At 57.8% G+C, this 17,434-nt stretch carries 14 protein-coding genes; 9 read left to right on the forward strand and 5 right to left on the reverse strand.

Going from position 1 to position 17,434, the window contains the following annotated elements; all coding sequences use genetic code 11:
• Positions 1–50 precede the first annotated feature (50 nt).
• Positions 51–2,459, reverse strand: a complete 2,409-nt coding sequence (locus tag AC3B6F_RS14215) for a TonB-dependent receptor (RefSeq protein ID WP_489824848.1) — start codon at positions 2,457–2,459, stop codon at positions 51–53.
• Positions 2,460–2,724: 265 nt separating this feature from the next.
• On the opposite strand from AC3B6F_RS14215, the gene AC3B6F_RS14220 reads away from it, so the two are divergent.
• Positions 2,725–3,840: a Rieske 2Fe-2S domain-containing protein gene (locus tag AC3B6F_RS14220; protein WP_489824849.1), complete on the forward strand. Its 1,116-nt coding sequence runs from the start codon at positions 2,725–2,727 to the stop codon at positions 3,838–3,840.
• The gene (locus tag AC3B6F_RS14225; RefSeq protein WP_426065847.1) at positions 3,837–4,853 is read left to right on the forward strand and encodes a bifunctional GNAT family N-acetyltransferase/(deoxy)nucleoside triphosphate pyrophosphohydrolase; all 1,017 of its coding nucleotides are present in this window, start codon (positions 3,837–3,839) and stop codon (positions 4,851–4,853) included. Before AC3B6F_RS14220 ends, AC3B6F_RS14225 begins: the two co-directional genes overlap by 4 nt.
• A 43-nt stretch (positions 4,854–4,896) precedes the next feature.
• Here the strand turns inward: AC3B6F_RS14225 and AC3B6F_RS14230 are convergent, their stop codons facing one another.
• Positions 4,897–5,790 (reverse strand): SMP-30/gluconolactonase/LRE family protein, encoded by an 894-nt coding sequence (locus AC3B6F_RS14230; protein WP_489824850.1) that lies wholly within the window; start codon positions 5,788–5,790, stop codon positions 4,897–4,899.
• A 102-nt stretch (positions 5,791–5,892) separates the two neighbouring features.
• On the opposite strand from AC3B6F_RS14230, the gene AC3B6F_RS14235 reads away from it, so the two are divergent.
• Positions 5,893–6,657, forward strand: a complete 765-nt coding sequence (locus tag AC3B6F_RS14235) for a competence/damage-inducible protein A (RefSeq protein ID WP_489824851.1) — start codon at positions 5,893–5,895, stop codon at positions 6,655–6,657.
• A 44-nt stretch (positions 6,658–6,701) separates the two neighbouring features.
• Here the strand turns inward: AC3B6F_RS14235 and AC3B6F_RS14240 are convergent, their stop codons facing one another.
• Genes AC3B6F_RS14240 through AC3B6F_RS14250 form a run of 3 tightly spaced genes read right to left on the reverse strand, consistent with a single transcriptional unit; the run spans position 6,702 to position 9,098 of the window.
• The gene (locus tag AC3B6F_RS14240) at positions 6,702–7,676 is read right to left on the reverse strand and encodes an acetyl-CoA carboxylase carboxyltransferase subunit alpha (RefSeq protein ID WP_010501206.1); all 975 of its coding nucleotides are present in this window, start codon (positions 7,674–7,676) and stop codon (positions 6,702–6,704) included.
• Between the two features lie 49 nt (positions 7,677–7,725).
• Positions 7,726–8,646 (reverse strand): tyrosine recombinase, encoded by a 921-nt coding sequence (locus AC3B6F_RS14245; RefSeq protein WP_489824852.1) that lies wholly within the window; start codon positions 8,644–8,646, stop codon positions 7,726–7,728.
• Between the two features lie 17 nt (positions 8,647–8,663).
• Entirely contained in the window at positions 8,664–9,098 is a 435-nt protein-coding gene (locus tag AC3B6F_RS14250) for a hypothetical protein (RefSeq protein ID WP_489824853.1), read from the reverse strand.
• Between the two features lie 62 nt (positions 9,099–9,160).
• Between AC3B6F_RS14250 and aroB the strand changes: the two genes are divergently transcribed.
• From aroB to AC3B6F_RS14280, 6 genes are all read left to right on the forward strand, one after another.
• Positions 9,161–10,843, forward strand: coding sequence for a 3-dehydroquinate synthase (gene aroB, locus AC3B6F_RS14255; RefSeq protein ID WP_489824854.1), 1,683 nt, complete (start codon positions 9,161–9,163; stop codon positions 10,841–10,843).
• Positions 10,844–11,163: 320 nt separating this feature from the next.
• A complete protein-coding gene (locus tag AC3B6F_RS14260) occupies positions 11,164–12,309 on the forward strand; it encodes an OmpA family protein (protein ID WP_010501197.1) in 1,146 nt (381 codons plus the stop codon).
• A gap of 144 nt (positions 12,310–12,453) precedes the next feature.
• Entirely contained in the window at positions 12,454–13,017 is a 564-nt protein-coding gene (locus tag AC3B6F_RS14265; protein ID WP_415514871.1) for a GtrA family protein, read from the forward strand.
• An 83-nt stretch (positions 13,018–13,100) separates the two neighbouring features.
• A complete protein-coding gene (gene alaS / locus AC3B6F_RS14270; protein ID WP_489824855.1) occupies positions 13,101–15,740 on the forward strand; it encodes an alanine--tRNA ligase in 2,640 nt (879 codons plus the stop codon).
• A gap of 116 nt (positions 15,741–15,856) precedes the next feature.
• Complete coding sequence (locus AC3B6F_RS14275) at positions 15,857–16,540, forward strand: carbonic anhydrase (protein ID WP_489824856.1); 684 nt, start codon at positions 15,857–15,859, stop codon at positions 16,538–16,540.
• Positions 16,541–16,572: 32 nt separating this feature from the next.
• Positions 16,573–17,397, forward strand: a complete 825-nt coding sequence (locus tag AC3B6F_RS14280) for an endonuclease/exonuclease/phosphatase family protein (protein ID WP_489824857.1) — start codon at positions 16,573–16,575, stop codon at positions 17,395–17,397.
• Positions 17,398–17,434 lie beyond the last annotated feature (37 nt).

A 17,434-nucleotide genomic window follows, 5' to 3' on the forward strand; every position in this document is an offset into this window, starting at 1 on the left:
CCGCCCAGCAAATGTTGGGCGGCTTTTTTTTAATACTCTATCTGATCTCCTTAGAACGACGCGCTGACCGTTCCGAAGAACTCACGAACCGCACCCCGCTCCATGGACTGATAATCGCCCGTCGCAGGATTATCATTCTGGCCCATCATGGCGATGTATTTCGTGTTGAACAGATTATAGACGTTGAAGCTCGCCGTAACATCCTTCAGCACACTCAGCCTGCCGAAACGATACTGCATGCCAGCATTTGCCAGCCAGTACCCACCAACAGATGTGTCATTCATGAAGCTGTAGTAGCGGCGGCTATAGTAGTTGGCATCAAAATGCGCCGTCGCCCCCTTCCATGTGTAGGAGACGGACGTCTTGTACATCCAGGCGGGGTAATTGACGATATTCTTGCCTGCCAATGCATAGAAACCACCCGCCGTATCGACGTCCCGATCGTAGGTTCCCTTGTTGTAGCTGACGTTATTGCTAATGCTCAGCCCTTCAACGGGTGTCAGTGTAATATCGCCATTGGCACCCGTCATGGAAATGTGCCCGAAATCAATGACCTGAGACACCGGGTTCGTCAAAGACCCGACAGCCGCCGCAAGGATCGGATGGATCAGGCTGGCATGATAGACGGTTGCATTCGCCTGAAGATACTTGGACGTATAACGATATCCGCCAAGATAGACCCACGCCTTGGACGGCTCGAGAGACTTCTTCTGCGCCTGGAAAGTCGCCTGATCTTCAACCGAGTAAACAGAGTTCGCCACGCCATAGGCCGAAACCTCATAAGCGCGCATGTTCTCCGCCACATCCACATACAGTTCGTGGTGGTTGTTGATGTGCCAGTCCAGATTGAGATGCGGCAGGAAGGCCTGTGAAGCCGTTAGCGACCCATTCGGCAGTTCATCTGAGCCGGTCCAGTCCGCGTTATTATAGTTCGCGCCCCCAGCCGTCGTCGCAACCATGGACTTGAACCCGGCATGGAGCGTCAGACCCTCCGTCAGACGGATGCTGTCCTGCAGATGGAATTGCATGACATTGGTCGTCCAATCGAAATTATAGCCCTGAAGGAAGGCCCGTCCGTAAACATTGTACGGACCAACCGCCTTGAGTGGAGCGCCCTCACCCAGCACCGGCTGCTGATAATTGAACAGGCCAGCCTGCTGGGTGTTGTTCTCGTACCAGACACCGCCTTCGATCGTGTGGCGCCCCCACTTGTAGCGCAGGCTCGTGTCTATGCCGTAGCGCTCCTGACGGTTCTGCCAGACCTCCTCGGAGAACGGAGCACCATTCGGGGATGGATCTTCAGAATCCGTATAGCTGTAATAGCCGGTCTGACTATGCCCATAGACCGTGGTGTTCCAGGTCAGACGATCAGTCAGGGCAAGATCGAAATGCAGACCGCCCATGTAATTGGTTTCAGCCTGACCACCATCATACATGGCAATTTCAGAACCATTGATGCCCGGAACGCCACCATAGCCTGCCGGCAGCGCCGCTTCCCCATTGGCAATCCGGTATGCCAGACCATAATTCGGATAAAGATGTGGCGTCCGCCAGCCGAGATTCTTCAAAATTCCGATGGATGTGTCAGGATAGTTCCACTGCGCCAGACTGGACCAGTTAAAGAACGCGGACATACGGCTGCGCTGCCCGATCGGCTGCACAAGCTTGGCATCAACCTGCTGCATGAACTGGTCGCCACTTCCCATCCACATGCCTTCATCTGTCCGGGCGTAGGATGTGTAGAACTTCGTGCCAGAGCTGTTCAGCTTGCCAGAGTCCAGTCGAACATAGGTGCGATAGGAGTTGTAACTTCCGAAAGACTGACTGACCTTGCCACCCCGCGTGTCGTTGGGATCAGACGACCCGATCTGAATCGTCCCTCCCAGCGTGTTGGTGGAAGGCAGTTCCACGGACCCGGCACCCTGCGACATCCGCATGGACTGGATGTCATCCGGAATGATCGCAGAGGCAAGGCTCATGCCGCTCACAGACTGGTAGGTCTGATCGTTCAGCGGGACGCCATCAACCGTCACACCCATCTGGTTCATGAAGAACCCGCGGACGTAAAGATTCGCGCCGAAACTATCAATTCCGAACGGATCGGTAGACGTAAAACTGACGCCCGGCGTCCGGTCCAGCATGCGATACGGACTGGTGCCCGGCACAAACTGCCGCATGACAGCCTTGGACACAGCCTGCTCGGCATCACGTCCCGTCAACTGACGGGCCGTCACGGACACGCTCTCGGTCGAACGGGATTCCACATTGGTGCGACGAACGCGCTTCGCCGGCACTACGGGCGCAGCAGGCGCAACCGCAACGGCAGCAGGAGCCACATTATGACGGGCCGGCACATGCCGATGCTTCGGAGCGACCGTCCGGATCGCCTCAGCGGCATGGGCCTGAGAGTGAAGGGCCAACAGTGCAATAGACGACAGAAGCAGGGGTTTGGTGCGCACTGAGGCCAATACTCCAGAAATATGGGGGGATTACGAAATTAGGGAAGCGGTGTCCTAGCCAAGCATCCTTATTAGGCAAAGCCTTTGACGCCGTGGATGATGTTTCAATGACATCTGATTTGTGCTTTTCCTGCCTCATGTTGCCCAAATGACGCGATTTACCGCGATACGGCCTTCCCCCTTCCGGTATGGACCTTTTGCCTGTTAGGCTCGTTTCAAGACTATGCCTTTCAAAGGCCCGGCTTCATGAAGGATCGGGATATCAATGTCGCAGAGTACCGTAGATGCCGACGCCATCATCAGCAGCATCTCCCCAAACGAGCCTCCAGCCCGCAATACAGACCTGCGTCGCATCCGCTCCAACCCAGATTACTGGTACCCTGTCGCCTGGTCCCATGAACTCCAGCGCGGCAAGACCATCGGCACGCGTTATGCCGGACATCCGATTGCCCTTGTCCGCCCTCTGGATGGCACCGTCTTCGCACTCGAAGACCGCTGCGCTCACCGGCAGGTTCCCCTGAGCCTTGGCCGCGTCAGCGGTGAAGCGGTGCAGTGCTGCTACCACGGCTGGGCTTACGGCCGCTCAGGCCGCTGCATTGATGTCCCCTATCTGGGCAAAAACAAACTTCCGAATGGCGTCCGCACCTATCCGTGCCGCGAAGAAGGCGGCCTGATCTTCATTTTCCCCGGAGATCCGGCAAAAGCCGACACCACCCCCTTCCCGTCTCTCGGCTCCGTTCGTGACCCGGCCTACAAGACGCGTCGTTTCGGCAAGAAAGTCGCCTGCCACTACAGCTTCATGCATGAAAACCTGATGGATATGAATCATCAGTTCATGCACATGAAGCAGATGGGCCAGATGAAACCCCGCTTTCTGGGCGGGAAGGACGAGCCAACACTGGTCGAAGCCCGATACAGCTTCGCCCGGACAAGCGGCAAGCAGCCTTGGGGTGAAGCCCTGATCTTTGGCGAGCGCCGGGACGCCAGCGAGCGCTACGCCCATCGCGACGTCATGACGATCCGGACGGAATATCCCTACCAGACCCTGAGGATCGCCACAGGTGACGAACCGCCGGTCATGGATCTGTGGATCGTCTATGTCCCGCAGGATGCCGACGAAAAAACCTGTCGTGTTTTCGGCCTTCTGTCAGTCCGCAAACCGAAAGTCCGCGTTATTCTGGATCTGGCATGGCCGTTCCTTGTCGCCTTCACGGAACGGATTTTTAAGGAAGACCGTGATATCGTAGAACTCGAACAGGCCGCCTGGAACGAGCTGGGCGGCGATCACAATCAGGAAGTCTTCCCCGTCATCAACACGCTGCGCCGTCTGCTGGCCCGTTGCGGCGTCCCTGAGGAGCAGGATTCAACAAGCCCGACATGACACCCGAACTGAAAGCGGGGGATTTTCTTTTACGTCCCCTCCGCCCGGAAGACGCACCAGCCGTCCATCGCCTCGTGAACGACTGGAGCGTGGTCCGCATGCTCAGCCGCCTCCCTTTCCCTTACCCACGCGATCTTGCCGAAAAATGGATCGCCTCCACGCTGGAAGACAGTGCACGCGGGGAGGCCCACCACTTCGCCGTAACGCGCGATGGAACCCTTCTGGGAGCGGTCGGTCTTGTCCTGTCAGACGACAGACGCTCCGCCTCTCTTGGGTACTGGGCGTCTCCGGCGGTCTGGGGCCAGGGCATGACAACGGCTGCGGCAAAGCGCGTCGTGGAATGGGCCTTGCAGGTTCTTAAGATCGAGAAACTGACGGCCGATGTTGCGGTCGATAATCCTGGCTCCTCTGCTGTCCTGCACAAGCTGGGTTTTCAGGAGACAGGCCGCGCCACCCGACGCTTCGTGTCTCGTGGGGCCGAATGTCCCATTATTGTACATGAATTAACCCGCTCAGGGTTTCTGCAGCAGGATGCTACCATTCAGGACGTCACCGCCCTGCCACCTGTGCAGGAAAAAGCCCCGATACCTCCTGCCGTGCAATCACCCAAACCCCGAACCCTTCTGGTCGTGGCTGCAGCCCTTCTGGACGCACAGGGACGCATCCTCTTGGCCCGTCGCCCGGAAGGAAAACGACTGGCCGGTCTCTGGGAGTTTCCAGGGGGAAAGGTTGAACGGGAGGAGACGCCAGAACAGGCTCTCATCCGCGAAATGAAGGAAGAACTGGACGTGGACCTGACAGGCTCATGTCTCGCACCGTTTACGTTCGTCAGCGAAAATGCCGGACCGTTCCACCTTCTGATGCCACTCTATGTTGTGCGCCGCTGGCGGGGTGTTCCCGCACCGCGTGAAGGGCAGGAACTGGCATGGGTCAACGCAGCAGATCTGGCGAAATACCCCATGCCGGACCCGGATCTGCCGCTCATTCCACTTTTGCAGGAACTTCTGGGTTAAACCCTCAAGGGGACTGCTTTCCCGAAAGCAGCCCCCTTTTGGTTCAGTCGTTCAACTGAAATTCAGCCTGTCGATTACCAGGCATATCCGTTCGGAACGCAAACAGCGAGCCAGCCTGAGGCTCCTGAGCCAACGTGGCTTCATCCAGCCCCTTACGCGCCGTCGTGACGAATACGGTTTTCAGATCGTCGCCCCCAAAAGCGACCTTCGTCACATTGCTCACAGGCATGGGAATGGAAGGAAGCTCCGTTCCATCCGGGCGGAAACGAACCACACGACCGCCCAGCCATGCTCCGCACCACAAATTGCCTTCACTGTCCGTCACAATTCCGTCCGGATAGCCATGCGTCAGTGTGGCGAAAACCCGTTCGTTGGAGAGATTGCCCTTCTCATCCACATCGAATGCATAAATCGTCTGCTTCGGGCTGTGACAGACATACAGCACACGCCCGCACGGTGAGACCGCCGGACCGTTCGAGACGATATAACCTTCGTTATGATGCGTAATGTCCAGACCATCTTCCGTATGCACGACGCGATAGATTGAACCCGTCGGCTCTTCTTCCCCATCATCCATTGTGCCGAACCAGACGCGACCCAACGGATCCACGCAACCGTCATTCAGACGATTACCCGGCTTCTCAGGCTCAATCTCCGGCCCGGCTTCAAAATCACCGCTTTCCGGATCAAAGCCATGCAGCCCATCTCGCAGACCAGCGAGGAAAGTTCCGTTTGCCACAGGCAGCAGAAACCCCAGGCGGTCCGGCGCATCCCACGTCTTGTGCGCGCCCGTTTCCGGCGTGAACCGGTGCACCTTGGCCGCAATAATATCCACGAAATAAAGCGACTTTTCAGCCTCACTCCAAACAGGGCCCTCGCCCAGCGTTGCACGCAGATCGAGAATACATTCAGGGAGATGGTGCTTCAGAGTGCTCATGAGTGTCCTGTTTGAAATTGCGCAGGGCCAGACGTCCACCCCTGCTCGACAACGCGGCACAACGCGCTACGTTTGATCCACCAGACTATCAGGACGAGACTCATGCTTCAAAAAAACGCCTGCCTGCTCGTCATAGGCAACGAAATACTCTCCGGCCGTACCCAGGACGCCAATACACAGGTTCTGGCCCGCGCACTGAATGCCCAAGGCATCCGGCTGCTCGAAGTGCGCGTCATTCCGGACATTGAAAATCACATCGTCCAGACCGTCACCGAATGTCGGGCCCGATTCGATATTCTCTTCACATGCGGTGGCATTGGCCCCACCCATGATGACATCACGGCAGAATGCATCGCCAAGGCCATGGGCGTTCCCCTGCTCCGCCATGAGCCCACGTTTCAGAAGCTTGAAGCTCTTATGGGGAAAGAGAAGTTCAATACCGCGCGACAGCGGATGGCCATGTTTCCGGAGGGTTCAGTTCCCATCGAAAATGCGATTTCTGCGGCTCCCGGCTTCAGCATAGGAAATGTGCATGTGATGGCCGGCGTTCCGTCCATCTTCGCGTCCATGGTGGACGCTCTGGTCCCTCAACTGGAAAAAGGCCCTCCTCTAACATCCGTCAGTTGGCACGCCGCAGGCTTGAAGGAAGGCGATTTCGCAGATGATCTGCGCCGATTGCAGGACAGGTTTCCGGGAATTGACCTCGGCTCTTATCCCTACGGTCTGACAGATGGCACGAAAGGCACAGCTCTCGTCGCCAAAGGCTATGACGCAGAAGCCGTTACAACAGTGGGACCACTTCTTCGCGACCTCATCATGGCCCATGGCCGTGAGCCAGTCAGTGGCGACCCTCCGCACAAAGCGTAAGGTCAAAAAAAACCGCTGCCCTTTGGAGCAGCGGTTTTTTTGTATCAGTTCAGAGACCCACGGGTCATGGCCAGGAACTTGTCCCGGCGCTTCTGGAGAAGAGCTGGCCCTGTCAACTTCTGAAGCTCTGCCAGTTCCTCGGCAATCGCATTGCCAACCGCATGAACCGCATCGTCCGGAGAGCGCTGCGCCCCCCCGATCGGCTCCGCAACAATCCGGTCAATCAAACCAAGCCCCTGCAGATCCTGTGCCGTCAGCTTCAGGGCCTCGGCGGCGGCAGGCGCCAGCTTTGGATCGCGCCACAGGATGGAGGCAGCGGCTTCCGGAGAAATGACGGAATAGATCGAATGCTCAAGCATCAGCACACGGTCACCGGCACCAATCGCAATTGCACCGCCGGAGCCACCTTCACCAATCACGGTCGCGATCAGAGGGACAGGAGCCTTGAGGCAAATATCGATGGACTTCGCAATGGCCTGAGCCTGCCCACGGGCTTCTGCGTCAATTCCCGGCCACGCACCGGCCGTATCAATGAAGCTCAGAATCGGCAGACCGAAACGACCCGCCATCTCCACGAGACGTTGCGCCTTCCGGTACCCTTCCGGACGGGCCATGCCAAAATTGTGGCGCAAACGCGTTTCCGTATCGTGACCGCGCTCCGTCCCGATCACCACAACGGGCTCGCCACGGAAACGGGCCAGACCACCGATCATGGCTTCATCATCACCAAAGGCGCGGTCACCGGCCAGAGGCGTGAAATCTGTGGTCAGGAGACGAACATAGTCCAGAGCCTTGGGACGCTGGGCGTGACGGGCAACCTGCACCTTCTGCAATGGCGTAAGCTTTGCATAGGTCGCACGAAGCTGTTTGTCCGCCTTGTCTGAAAGACGGGCAACCTCGTCATCGATATTGATGCCGCTGGTGCCGGAGTCCTTCTCCTGGCTGCCCATCTGGCGGAGTTCGTCGATCTTGGTCTCGAGTTCGGCGACCGACTTCTCGAAATCTAGGAATTGGCGCATGGCCAGCCGGATAGCACGCCAGCGCATCTGGAAACAGCCCCCTCTGATTTTACGAGTCAGCAGGGTCCACAAGCGTGACTTTCGCCAAAGGATGATGCGCTGTCACAAGCTGCCTCAGACGTTCCGCCATCACCTGCGTATAGATCTGGGTGGTCGCGATATCAGCATGGCCCAAAAGCATCTGAAGCGCCCGCAGATCTGCCCCATGCGCCAGAAGATGACTGGCAAAGGAATGTCTGAGCACATGCGGGCTGACACGTTCCGGATCAATCCCGGCTTTCAAAGCACAGGCCAGCAAAATCTTGTCGAACCCCTGACGTGTCAGAGGCTTGTCAGGATTACGGCCCGGAAAGAGATAAGGGCTCCCCAGATCCCGATCAAAATAGACAAGAGCCTCGGCTGCTTCCCGGGCGCTGCGGGACAATGGCACCAGACGTTCCCTGCCCCCCTTGCCGCGCACGAGAAGCGTCGCGCCTTTTGCTTTCACACAATTGGCGGGTAACGACAGCAGTTCGGAAATACGCAGGCCAGTTGTGTAGAGAAGTTCCAGAGCAGCCTGGGACAGAATATCTCGCCGCTCGTTCTCGTGTCCTTTCGTTCCCTCTTCCAGAAGAAGGCGGATTTCTTTCTCGTCCAACGGACGCGGAAGCGAAGCAGAGATTTTGGGAGCCTGCTGGCGATCGGTCGGATCATCGGACCGAATCGATTCCAGCATGAGAAAGCGATAAAACTGCTTCAGGCAGGAGAGACGCCGGGCCGCCGTCCGGGCCGCCATTCCAGCCTGCGACAGAGACGCCAGATAACCCCGAACCTGCTCACCCGTCGCCTGCGCCAATGACACGGGCGCACAATGACGGGCAAAGTCAGACAGGTCAGACGCATAGGCCTGCCGGGTTTTCAGTGCCGCACCACGCTCCGCCGCCAGCATTTCCAGAAATGCCTCGACGTGACGATCCGTGACCTCTGTCATCCGGCAGACAGTATCCTTCAGTGTGCTGGTGCGGCCTGTGCAGGCGCCACCGCCGCGCCCTGAGACGGTGCAGGCTTGGGGGCTGGCATTGTCGGCAGCGGTGTAGATGGCGTCAGCACAGGGGCGCTTGACGCAGCCGGAGCGGGCGCAGGAACCGTACCAGCAACAGGGGCCGGAGCCGCAGGTGTCGGGGCCACCGGCGCAGCAACCGGCTGGGCAGTTCCCGGAACAGGAGCGACTGGAACAGGCGGCATGGCAGGCAGCGCAGCCGGAGCGGCACTCGTCGTCGCAAACGTGGACGCCGGAATTTCCTTATGAACCTGCGTCTGCTCAGGCGGAACAGCATTCATGCCCAGACGCAGGAAACCGCCACCCAGCACAACAGCGAGAATGACAAGGCCTCCCCCGGCAATCATGGGAAGACGGGAAGACGAACGATCAGATTGGGCCATTATGTTCAGGTCTCAAAGTGCAGGCAGGACGTGATGCCCTCTCCTATGATAGGTAGCAGAGCATGTCACCTCTGCCACCCTCACTTTCCGCCGATTGGGCGGTCACTCACCCTACACCGACAAGCACAGTTGTTCTCGTCGGCATGATGGGAGCCGGAAAAACCACTGTCGGCCGTCGCCTGGCACAGGTTTATGGCCTGCCGTTCGTCGATGCCGATGCTGAGATCGAACGCGCCGCCGGTTGCACGATTCCCGAAATTTTCGCCCGTCACGGAGAAGCCTATTTCCGAGCAGGTGAACGCCGGGTCATCCAGCGCCTCATCAAGGGACCACCCTGCATCCTGGCAACAGGCGGCGGTGCATGGATGGACGCGCAGACGCGCCAGCTTGTGCGGAAGCATGCCGTTTCGGTCTGGCTGAGAGCGCCAGTCCACGTCCTTCTGCGGCGCGTACATGGTCGAGGGGGCAGGCCACTTCTGGCTCAGGGCAGTCCGGAAGACATCATGACCCGTCTGGTTGGGGTCCGTTACCCCGTCTATGCGGAAGCTGACATCATCATAGATTGTGGAGATGAAACCGTGGAACAGGGCGTCCAACGTGTTTGCGAAAGCCTTTCGGAGCATACACATCCTCAGAAAGTCCATGTCGCACTGGCGCAGCACAGCTACGACGTTCTGATTGGCTCAGACCTAATTTCACGCGCGGGCGCCCGAATTGCTCCCCTCCTGCGCCAGAAGCGGGTCGTCATTATTACAGATGACACGGTCGCTGCCCTGCACCTTCCACGCCTGCTGGCATCCTTCGCAGAAACCGGGATTGAAACCGAAGTTATTTCGGTCATCGGTGGCGAAGAGAGCAAATCCCTCTCCTGCTACGGAGAGGTCATGACGCGCCTTCTATCTTTGGGAATCGAACGCGGTACCACCATCGTTACTTTGGGAGGGGGTGTCATTGGTGATCTCGCAGGCTTCGTCGCAGCTACGGCACTGCGCGGCATTCCCTTCGTCCAGATTCCAACGACTCTTCTCGCACAGGTCGATAGTTCCGTCGGTGGCAAAACCGGCATCAATTCTCCCTCCGGGAAAAACCTGATCGGCGCATTCCATCAGCCCATCATCGTGCTGGCCGACAACTCAGCCCTCGCGACTCTACCCCGTCGACAGCGGGTTGCCGGTTATGCCGAAATTGTGAAGTCCGGTCTGATCGCAGATCCAGACCTTTTTGCCTGGTGTGAAGACAACGGCGGCGATGTCCTGAGCGGAGACCCGGCCGCACTCGCCGAGGCGGTTCGCCGTGCCTGTGTTTTCAAAGCCGCCGTTGTGGCCGCTGATGAAAAAGAACAAGCCAAACAGAACGGACGCGCACTCCTCAATCTTGGTCACACCTTTGGCCATGCCATTGAGGCTGAACTCGGTTACGACGGTCGTATCCTTCATGGGGAAGCCGTTTCCATCGGGTTGCATCTGGCGATGGCTCTTTCTGTAAAGCTTGGCCACGCGCCAGAAGAAGATCTCGCTCGCCTCGACAGTCACCTTCGCTCCCTTGAGATGCCCACCAGTTTTGACTGGTTTAGAGAATCGTTCTCAGCACAAACACTTCTCGACCACATGACTCGGGACAAGAAGATGCAGAATGGACGCATTTCTTTTGTTCTGCTTCACGGTATTGGAAAGGCTTTTACAAGTCGTGACGTTCCGATGGAAAGTGTGCGTAACTTGCTGATAAATGAAGGCTGCCAGCCATGAGGACTGTTACAGTCCTTTATGAAAGAGCCTAACTTTCTGTTTTTTCACTGCATTTGATTTTCACAAATCCAGCGGATGCTCTGGCATCCGCAGAAACGTTCAGCTATGGCAACAGGGACGCGAGGCGTAGATCGTAAACCGGGCGGAATGGAATGTGACTTTTTTGTCACTCCCTCCACCCCGAGTGGATCTGGGATGCTCTGTCTGGCTTTGTCCGAGGGAACTACCCGATCTATATGCGCTTATGCATCGCGCTGGGTCCGTTGGTCGAAGCAGTTCTGCCAATGGCTCGAAACGTTAGTCACTAAGAGGACGAAAACATGCGTCTCCGCACGGCACTCCTTGCCATGACGTCGATGGTCGCCGCACCGTCGCTCGCCATGGCCAGCACGGTCACTGGCCCGTACGTCAACATTGGCGGTGGTTACAACCTGGTCCAGAACCAGCACGCCAGCTTCTCGCCAACCACGCAGGCTGATGGCTCCACCAGCAATGCTGGCAGCAGCTCCCAGTTCCGTCACAAGGACGGCTTCACGGGCTTCGGCGCTTTCGGCTGGGGCTTCGGCAACGGTCTGCGCGTTGAAGTTGAGGGCGTATACAACTACTCCCAGATCAACCACCGCAACAAGACGGCTGCTACGGGCTCCACGAAGGGTTCCGATCAGGCATATGGCGGCTTCGTCAACGTCCTGTATGACATCGATCTGGCCCACTTCGGCCTGAACGTTCCTGTCACGCCGTTCGTTGGTGTTGGCGCTGGCTACCTGTGGCAGCACTACAACCCGATCACGACGAACTACTCCAACGGTGCGGTTAACCGCGTCGGTGGTACGCAGGGCAGCTTCGCGTATCAGGGTATCGTCGGTGCAGCTTACGACATTCCGGGCGTTCCGGGCCTTGCTGTCACGACCGAATACCGCTTCATCGGTCAGCAGTTTGCTGATGGCGCTTACCGTTCCACCTCTTGGAACCGTAACGGCAGCGGCCTGCACAAGGGCAACGTGAACTTCGATCCGCGCTTCTCGCACCAGTTCATCCTGGGTCTGCGTTATGCGTTCGACACGGCTCCGCCACCGCCGCCGCCGGCTCCGGTTGTTGTTCCGCCAGCTCCGACCCCAGCTCGCACGTACCTCGTGTTCTTCGACTGGGATAAGTCTGACCTGACGGGCCGCGCTCGTGAGATCGTTGCTCAGGCAGCTCAGGCTTCCACGCACGTCCAGACGACGCGCATCGAAGTCAACGGCTACACCGACAACTCCGCAGCCCACCCGGGCCCGCGTGGTGAGCGTTACAACATGGGTCTGTCCCTCCGTCGCGCCCAGAGCGTGAAGGCTGAACTGATCCGTGACGGCGTTCCGGCAGCTGCTGTCGACATCCACGGCTATGGCGAAAGCAAGCCGCTGGTTCCGACAGGCCCGAACACCCGCGAGCCGCAGAACCGTCGCGTCGAAATCATCCTGAAGTAATTCAGTTTGATAAGGCGCCGGGGCCCTCGGGCTCCGGGTTTTCTGAAAAAGGCGTCCTTCGGGACGCCTTTTTTGGTTTCAGGGCATTTGCAGCTCCTCCCACTTCACGTTAGAGCAGCCCTCCCCTGTCACGGAGACGCCTCTTTGCGACGCAGCCGTATCTTTTATCCCCGCTCCCGTCCCGAAATTATCGACCAGTTCCTGCGCTTTGGCGTTGTCGGCGCGCTTGGTTTCTTCGTGGACTGGGCGAGCGTTGATATTCTCCGCCCCGAGATCGGACTCGTCGCAGCCACAATCAGCGCCTATTTTACTGCGGCTACCTTCAACTGGGTTCTGAACCGGCTCTGGACGTTCCGTTCCACTGGAGCAGACAACCAGCATCTAATCCTGCAATGGTTGCGTTTTCTGCTCGCGAATGCCTTCGGTTTTCTTCTCAACCGGGGCGCCGTTTTCATGTTGTACGCCGTAGTGCCCTTGACGGTCACATACCCTGTCATCGCCCTGGCAATCGGTGCAGGCTGCGGCATGCTTGCAAATTTCAATCTTTCCAGACGACTGGTTTTTCGCGCCAAGATTCCTGAGACCCCTCTGGAACTCGTGCAGATGGCCGTAGAAATTCCTGCAGCAGGCCTGACTTCCCCTGAACCTGAACCACAAATACCGTTGCCTCAAGAAAATTCAGAAGTCTTTCAGCAGAAAGCTCCCTGACCCGTACATTTCCAAGCGGCTCACAATGGTCTAGGAGTAAGGCTAGTTTTCCCCGCCTTCTCCGGAACCTGACGCTTCAGCTCATGACCAGCACAAACGACATCCGCTCAGCCTTCCTCGACTATTTCGGGTCGAACGGCCATCGCATTGTTCCCTCGGCTTCCCTCGTGCCGCAGAACGATCCAACGCTGCTGTTTACGAACGCTGGCATGGTGCCGTTCAAGAACGTCTTTACGGGCCAGGAAACACGCCCCTACAACCGTGCGACCACGGCTCAGAAAGTCGTACGCGCAGGCGGCAAGCACAACGACCTCGATAACGTCGGCTATACAGCCCGTCATCACACATTCTTCGAAATGATGGGCAATTTCAGCTTTGGAGATTACTTCAAGGCTGATGCCATTGATTTCGCATGGACGCTGCTGACTCGCGATTTCGGCCTTCCGAAAGAGAAACTCCTCGCTACGGTTTACGCCGACGATGAAGAAGCTGCCGATCTCTGGAAAAAAGTGGCCGGCCTGAGCGATGATCGCATCATCCGCATCGCCACATCCGACAACTTCTGGCGTATGGGCGACACGGGACCATGTGGTCCATGTTCAGAAATCTTCTATGATCACGGTGAGAGCGTCTTCGGTGGCCCTCCGGGCAGCCCGGATGAAGATGGTGATCGCTTTGTCGAGATCTGGAACCTCGTGTTCATGCAGTTCCTCGATCAGGCCGATGGCTCCCGCGACAATCTGCCACGCCCATCGATCGATACAGGCATGGGTCTGGAACGCTTTGCCGCCATCATGCAGGGCAAGCGCGACAACTACGACACTGACACGATGCGTGCGCTCATCGAGTCCTCCGCCGATATCATGAACCAGGACGCAGACGGCCCGTTCAAGTCCAGCCATCGCGTTGTTGCGGATCACCTGCGCTCCACGGCGTTCCTGATTGCTGACGGCGTTCTGCCATCCAAGGAAGGTCGCGGCTACGTCCTGCGCCGCATCATGCGTCGCGCCATGCGCCACCTGCACATCATGGGCGCCAAGGATCCGGTGTTCTACCGTCTGCTCCCTGCCCTGATCCAGCAGATGGGTGCAGCCTATCCGGAACTCGTGCAGCATCAGGCTCTCATCACTGAAACCATGAAGGGCGAAGAAGAACGCTTCACAGCCCTACTGGAACGCGGCCTGACCCTTCTGTCCGATGAAGTCAGCCGCCTCGGCGACAAGCAGGCCCTTCCCGGCGATGTCGCCTTCAAACTTTATGACACGTTTGGCTTCCCGCTGGATCTGACGCAGGACGCCCTGCGTGAGCAGGGGCGCACTGTTGATGAAGCAGGCTTTGAAAGCGCCATGACCGAACAGCGCCAGCGTGCCCGTGCTGCCTGGGTCGGCTCCGGTGATACTGCTGCCGAAACCGTATGGTTCGATGCGCGTGACAAGCATGGCGCAAGTGAGTTCCTCGGATATGTTTCTGAAAAGGCTGATGCCGAAGTTCAGGGCATTTTCCGTGTCAATGACGAGTTGGCCGAAGCCCCCACGGGTGACGACACCATCGCCATCCTGCTGAACCAGACACCGTTCTACGGTGAAAGTGGCGGTCAGGTTGGCGATCACGGTACGCTCACGGCTGATGGCGTAAGGGTCGAAATCACGGATACCCAGAAGCGCAATGGCGATCTGATCGTTCATTACGGCAAAGTCGTTGAAGGCACACTGAAGCCCGGCATGGCCGTTCATGCCGAGATCGACCATGAGCGCCGCACCGCTATTCGTGGCCATCACTCGGCCACCCATCTGCTGCATGAAGCTCTGCGTCGCCAGATCGGCACGCATGTCACGCAGAAGGGCAGCCTGAATGCACCGGAACGTCTGCGCTTCGACATCAGCCAGCCCCGCCCACTGACGGACGAAGAGCTTCTGGCTGTCGAAGCCGAAGTGAATGCCCGCATTCGCGAAAACGCACCTGTAGAAACGCGCCTGATGACGCAGGAACAGGCTGTGGCAGAAGGCGCTATGGCGCTTTTCGGTGAGAAATATGGCGACGAAGTTCGCGTGGTTTCCATGGGCAAGGGTGAAGAAGGCCGCCCGGCCTACTCCATCGAGCTTTGCGGCGGCACTCATGTTGGACGCGTTGGTGAAATCGGTCCGTTCCGCATCGTCTCTGAAAGTGGTGTTTCTGCTGGCGTTCGTCGTATCGAAGCCGTCTGCGGTGTTGCCGCCGAGACGTTGGCTCTGGAGACCGAAAGCCGTCTCAAGCAGATCGCCGAACTACTGAAGGTTCCGGTGTCTGACACCATCGCTCGCGTTACCGCCCTGCTGGAAGAACGGAAGTCTCTGAACAGCCAGATTTCCGATCTTCAGCGCAAGCTGGCAACGGGTGAAGGCACCAGTGCCACAGAAACCGTTAATGGGATTACTCTCTCTGCCCGCAATCTTGGCGATGTCAGCCCCAAGGAACTCAAAGGCCTTGCAGACAGCATTTCCAAGCAGATCGGCTCCGGTGTTGTAGCACTCATTTCCGAAGCCGATGGTCGTGGCAGCATTGTCATTTCCGTGACAGCCGATCTGAAAGATCGCCTGGATGCCGTAACACTGGTGCGTGCAGCGTCGGAAGTCATGGGCGGTAAAGGCGGCGGTGGACGGCCAGATATGGCTCAGGCTGGCGGTCCAAATGCAAATGCTGAAGAAGTCTTTGCAATGCTGCGCGAGCGTCTGGCTACGTCGTAAAGCGTAACGACAAGGTATGTCAGGGCAGTAACAAATGATGAAGCCGTTCTTTTACTGCTTTACCTGTCCTGACAAAGCCTCCTAACTGCTCATTAGTTTATAGAAAGGAGAACACCATGGCCTGTGGTCGTGATACTCTGGCGAAACTGCTGAGCGGTGTCCGTACATTCGAGACGGACGTCTATCCGGAGAGTGCGGAGCTGTTTGAAAGTCTGGCCACCAGCCAGTCCCCCTCCACACTGTTCATTACCTGCGCCGACAGCCGGATCAGCCCGAGCCTCGTTACCCAGACCGAACCGGGCGAGCTTTTCATCGTCCGTAACGTCGGCAACATCGTTCCGGCCTACGGCGAAATGCTTGGTGGCGTGTCTTCCGCCATTGAGTACGCTGTTGCGGCTCTCAAGGTGAAGAATGTCGTTGTGTGCGGTCATTCCAACTGCGGCGCCATGAACGCCCTGCTGGACCTGAACGCCCCGAAACTGGATGGCCTCCCCACCGTCCGGAGCTGGCTGCGCAACGCTGAAGCCGCCCGCGCCGCCATGGGTGACCTGAAGGCGGAAGATGCCGGCCCGGCCGATATCCGCCAGCTTGCAGAATACAACGTCCTGCTTCAGCTTGCTCATCTTCGCACGCATCCTGCTGTTGTCCGCGCCCTGTCGCAGGGTGAACTGACGCTGCAAGGCTGGTTCTACGACATCCCGAATGGTGAAATTCTCGTTCTCGACGAGAAAACACGCACCACACGGTCCGTCGAAAGTGTCCTCACCGAGATGGGCGCAACTGAGAAAGAAGCCGTCTGAGGTTTTTTTCTCTACTTCTCCTCGCCGCACTGATGTGTGGCGAGGCTATTCCAGCTCAGGCCAGAGATATCAAACTCTCAACCTGGAATCTGGACTGGCTCTCCCTGAAACAGACGGGAGACCCTGCTCTTCCCGATGATGTCCATGGCCGCCAGCCAAATGACTTCATCCGGCTGCATCACTACGCAACCCACCTGAACGCCGATATCATCGCTTTTCAGGAAGTGGACGGCCCGGAATCCGCTGCACGGGTCTTCGATCCACAAACCTATCAGATCATTCTTTCCCAAGCGCCCGTTATCCAGCGCGTCGGCCTCGCCGTGAAACGACCGCTTAATGTGACGGTCAACGAAGAGCTGTCTGCTCTGGATGTGACCGGCCCAAAGGCATCCCATCATCTAAGAACAGGCCTGGACGTCACAGTCTCTGACGGGACAAGCCATTTCCGCATTCTGGTCGTTCATCTGAAAACCGGGTGCTGGGATCAGCCTCTCACTCAACGCAAACATTCCTGCCCGACGCTGTATCAACAGTTCCAGATTCTTGAAGACTGGATTGCCGAACGTCAGGATGAAGGCGAACCCTACGCTGTTCTCGGAGATTTCAATCGCCGGCTGACGCTCCATGATCCCCTCATACAGCAAATCGAGCATGATGCCCCGGTCCTGCTCGCAACAGCCGGAAAAGCCAGCCCTTGCTGGGGCGGCGAATACTTCATCGACCACATCATGCTCGGTAATGAAGCACGCTCCTGGCTCATCCCGGACAGCCTGCGGGTCATGACGTACCGGAACGACACCCTGCCAGATGGCCTCTCGGATCACTGTCCTGTTTCCGTGCGGCTTCATCTTCCCTGAGCTGAGACGTATTTGCCTCTCCAGACTTTTGCCGCAT

It is taken from the genome of Gluconobacter sp. ESL1110 (genome assembly GCF_058107395.1).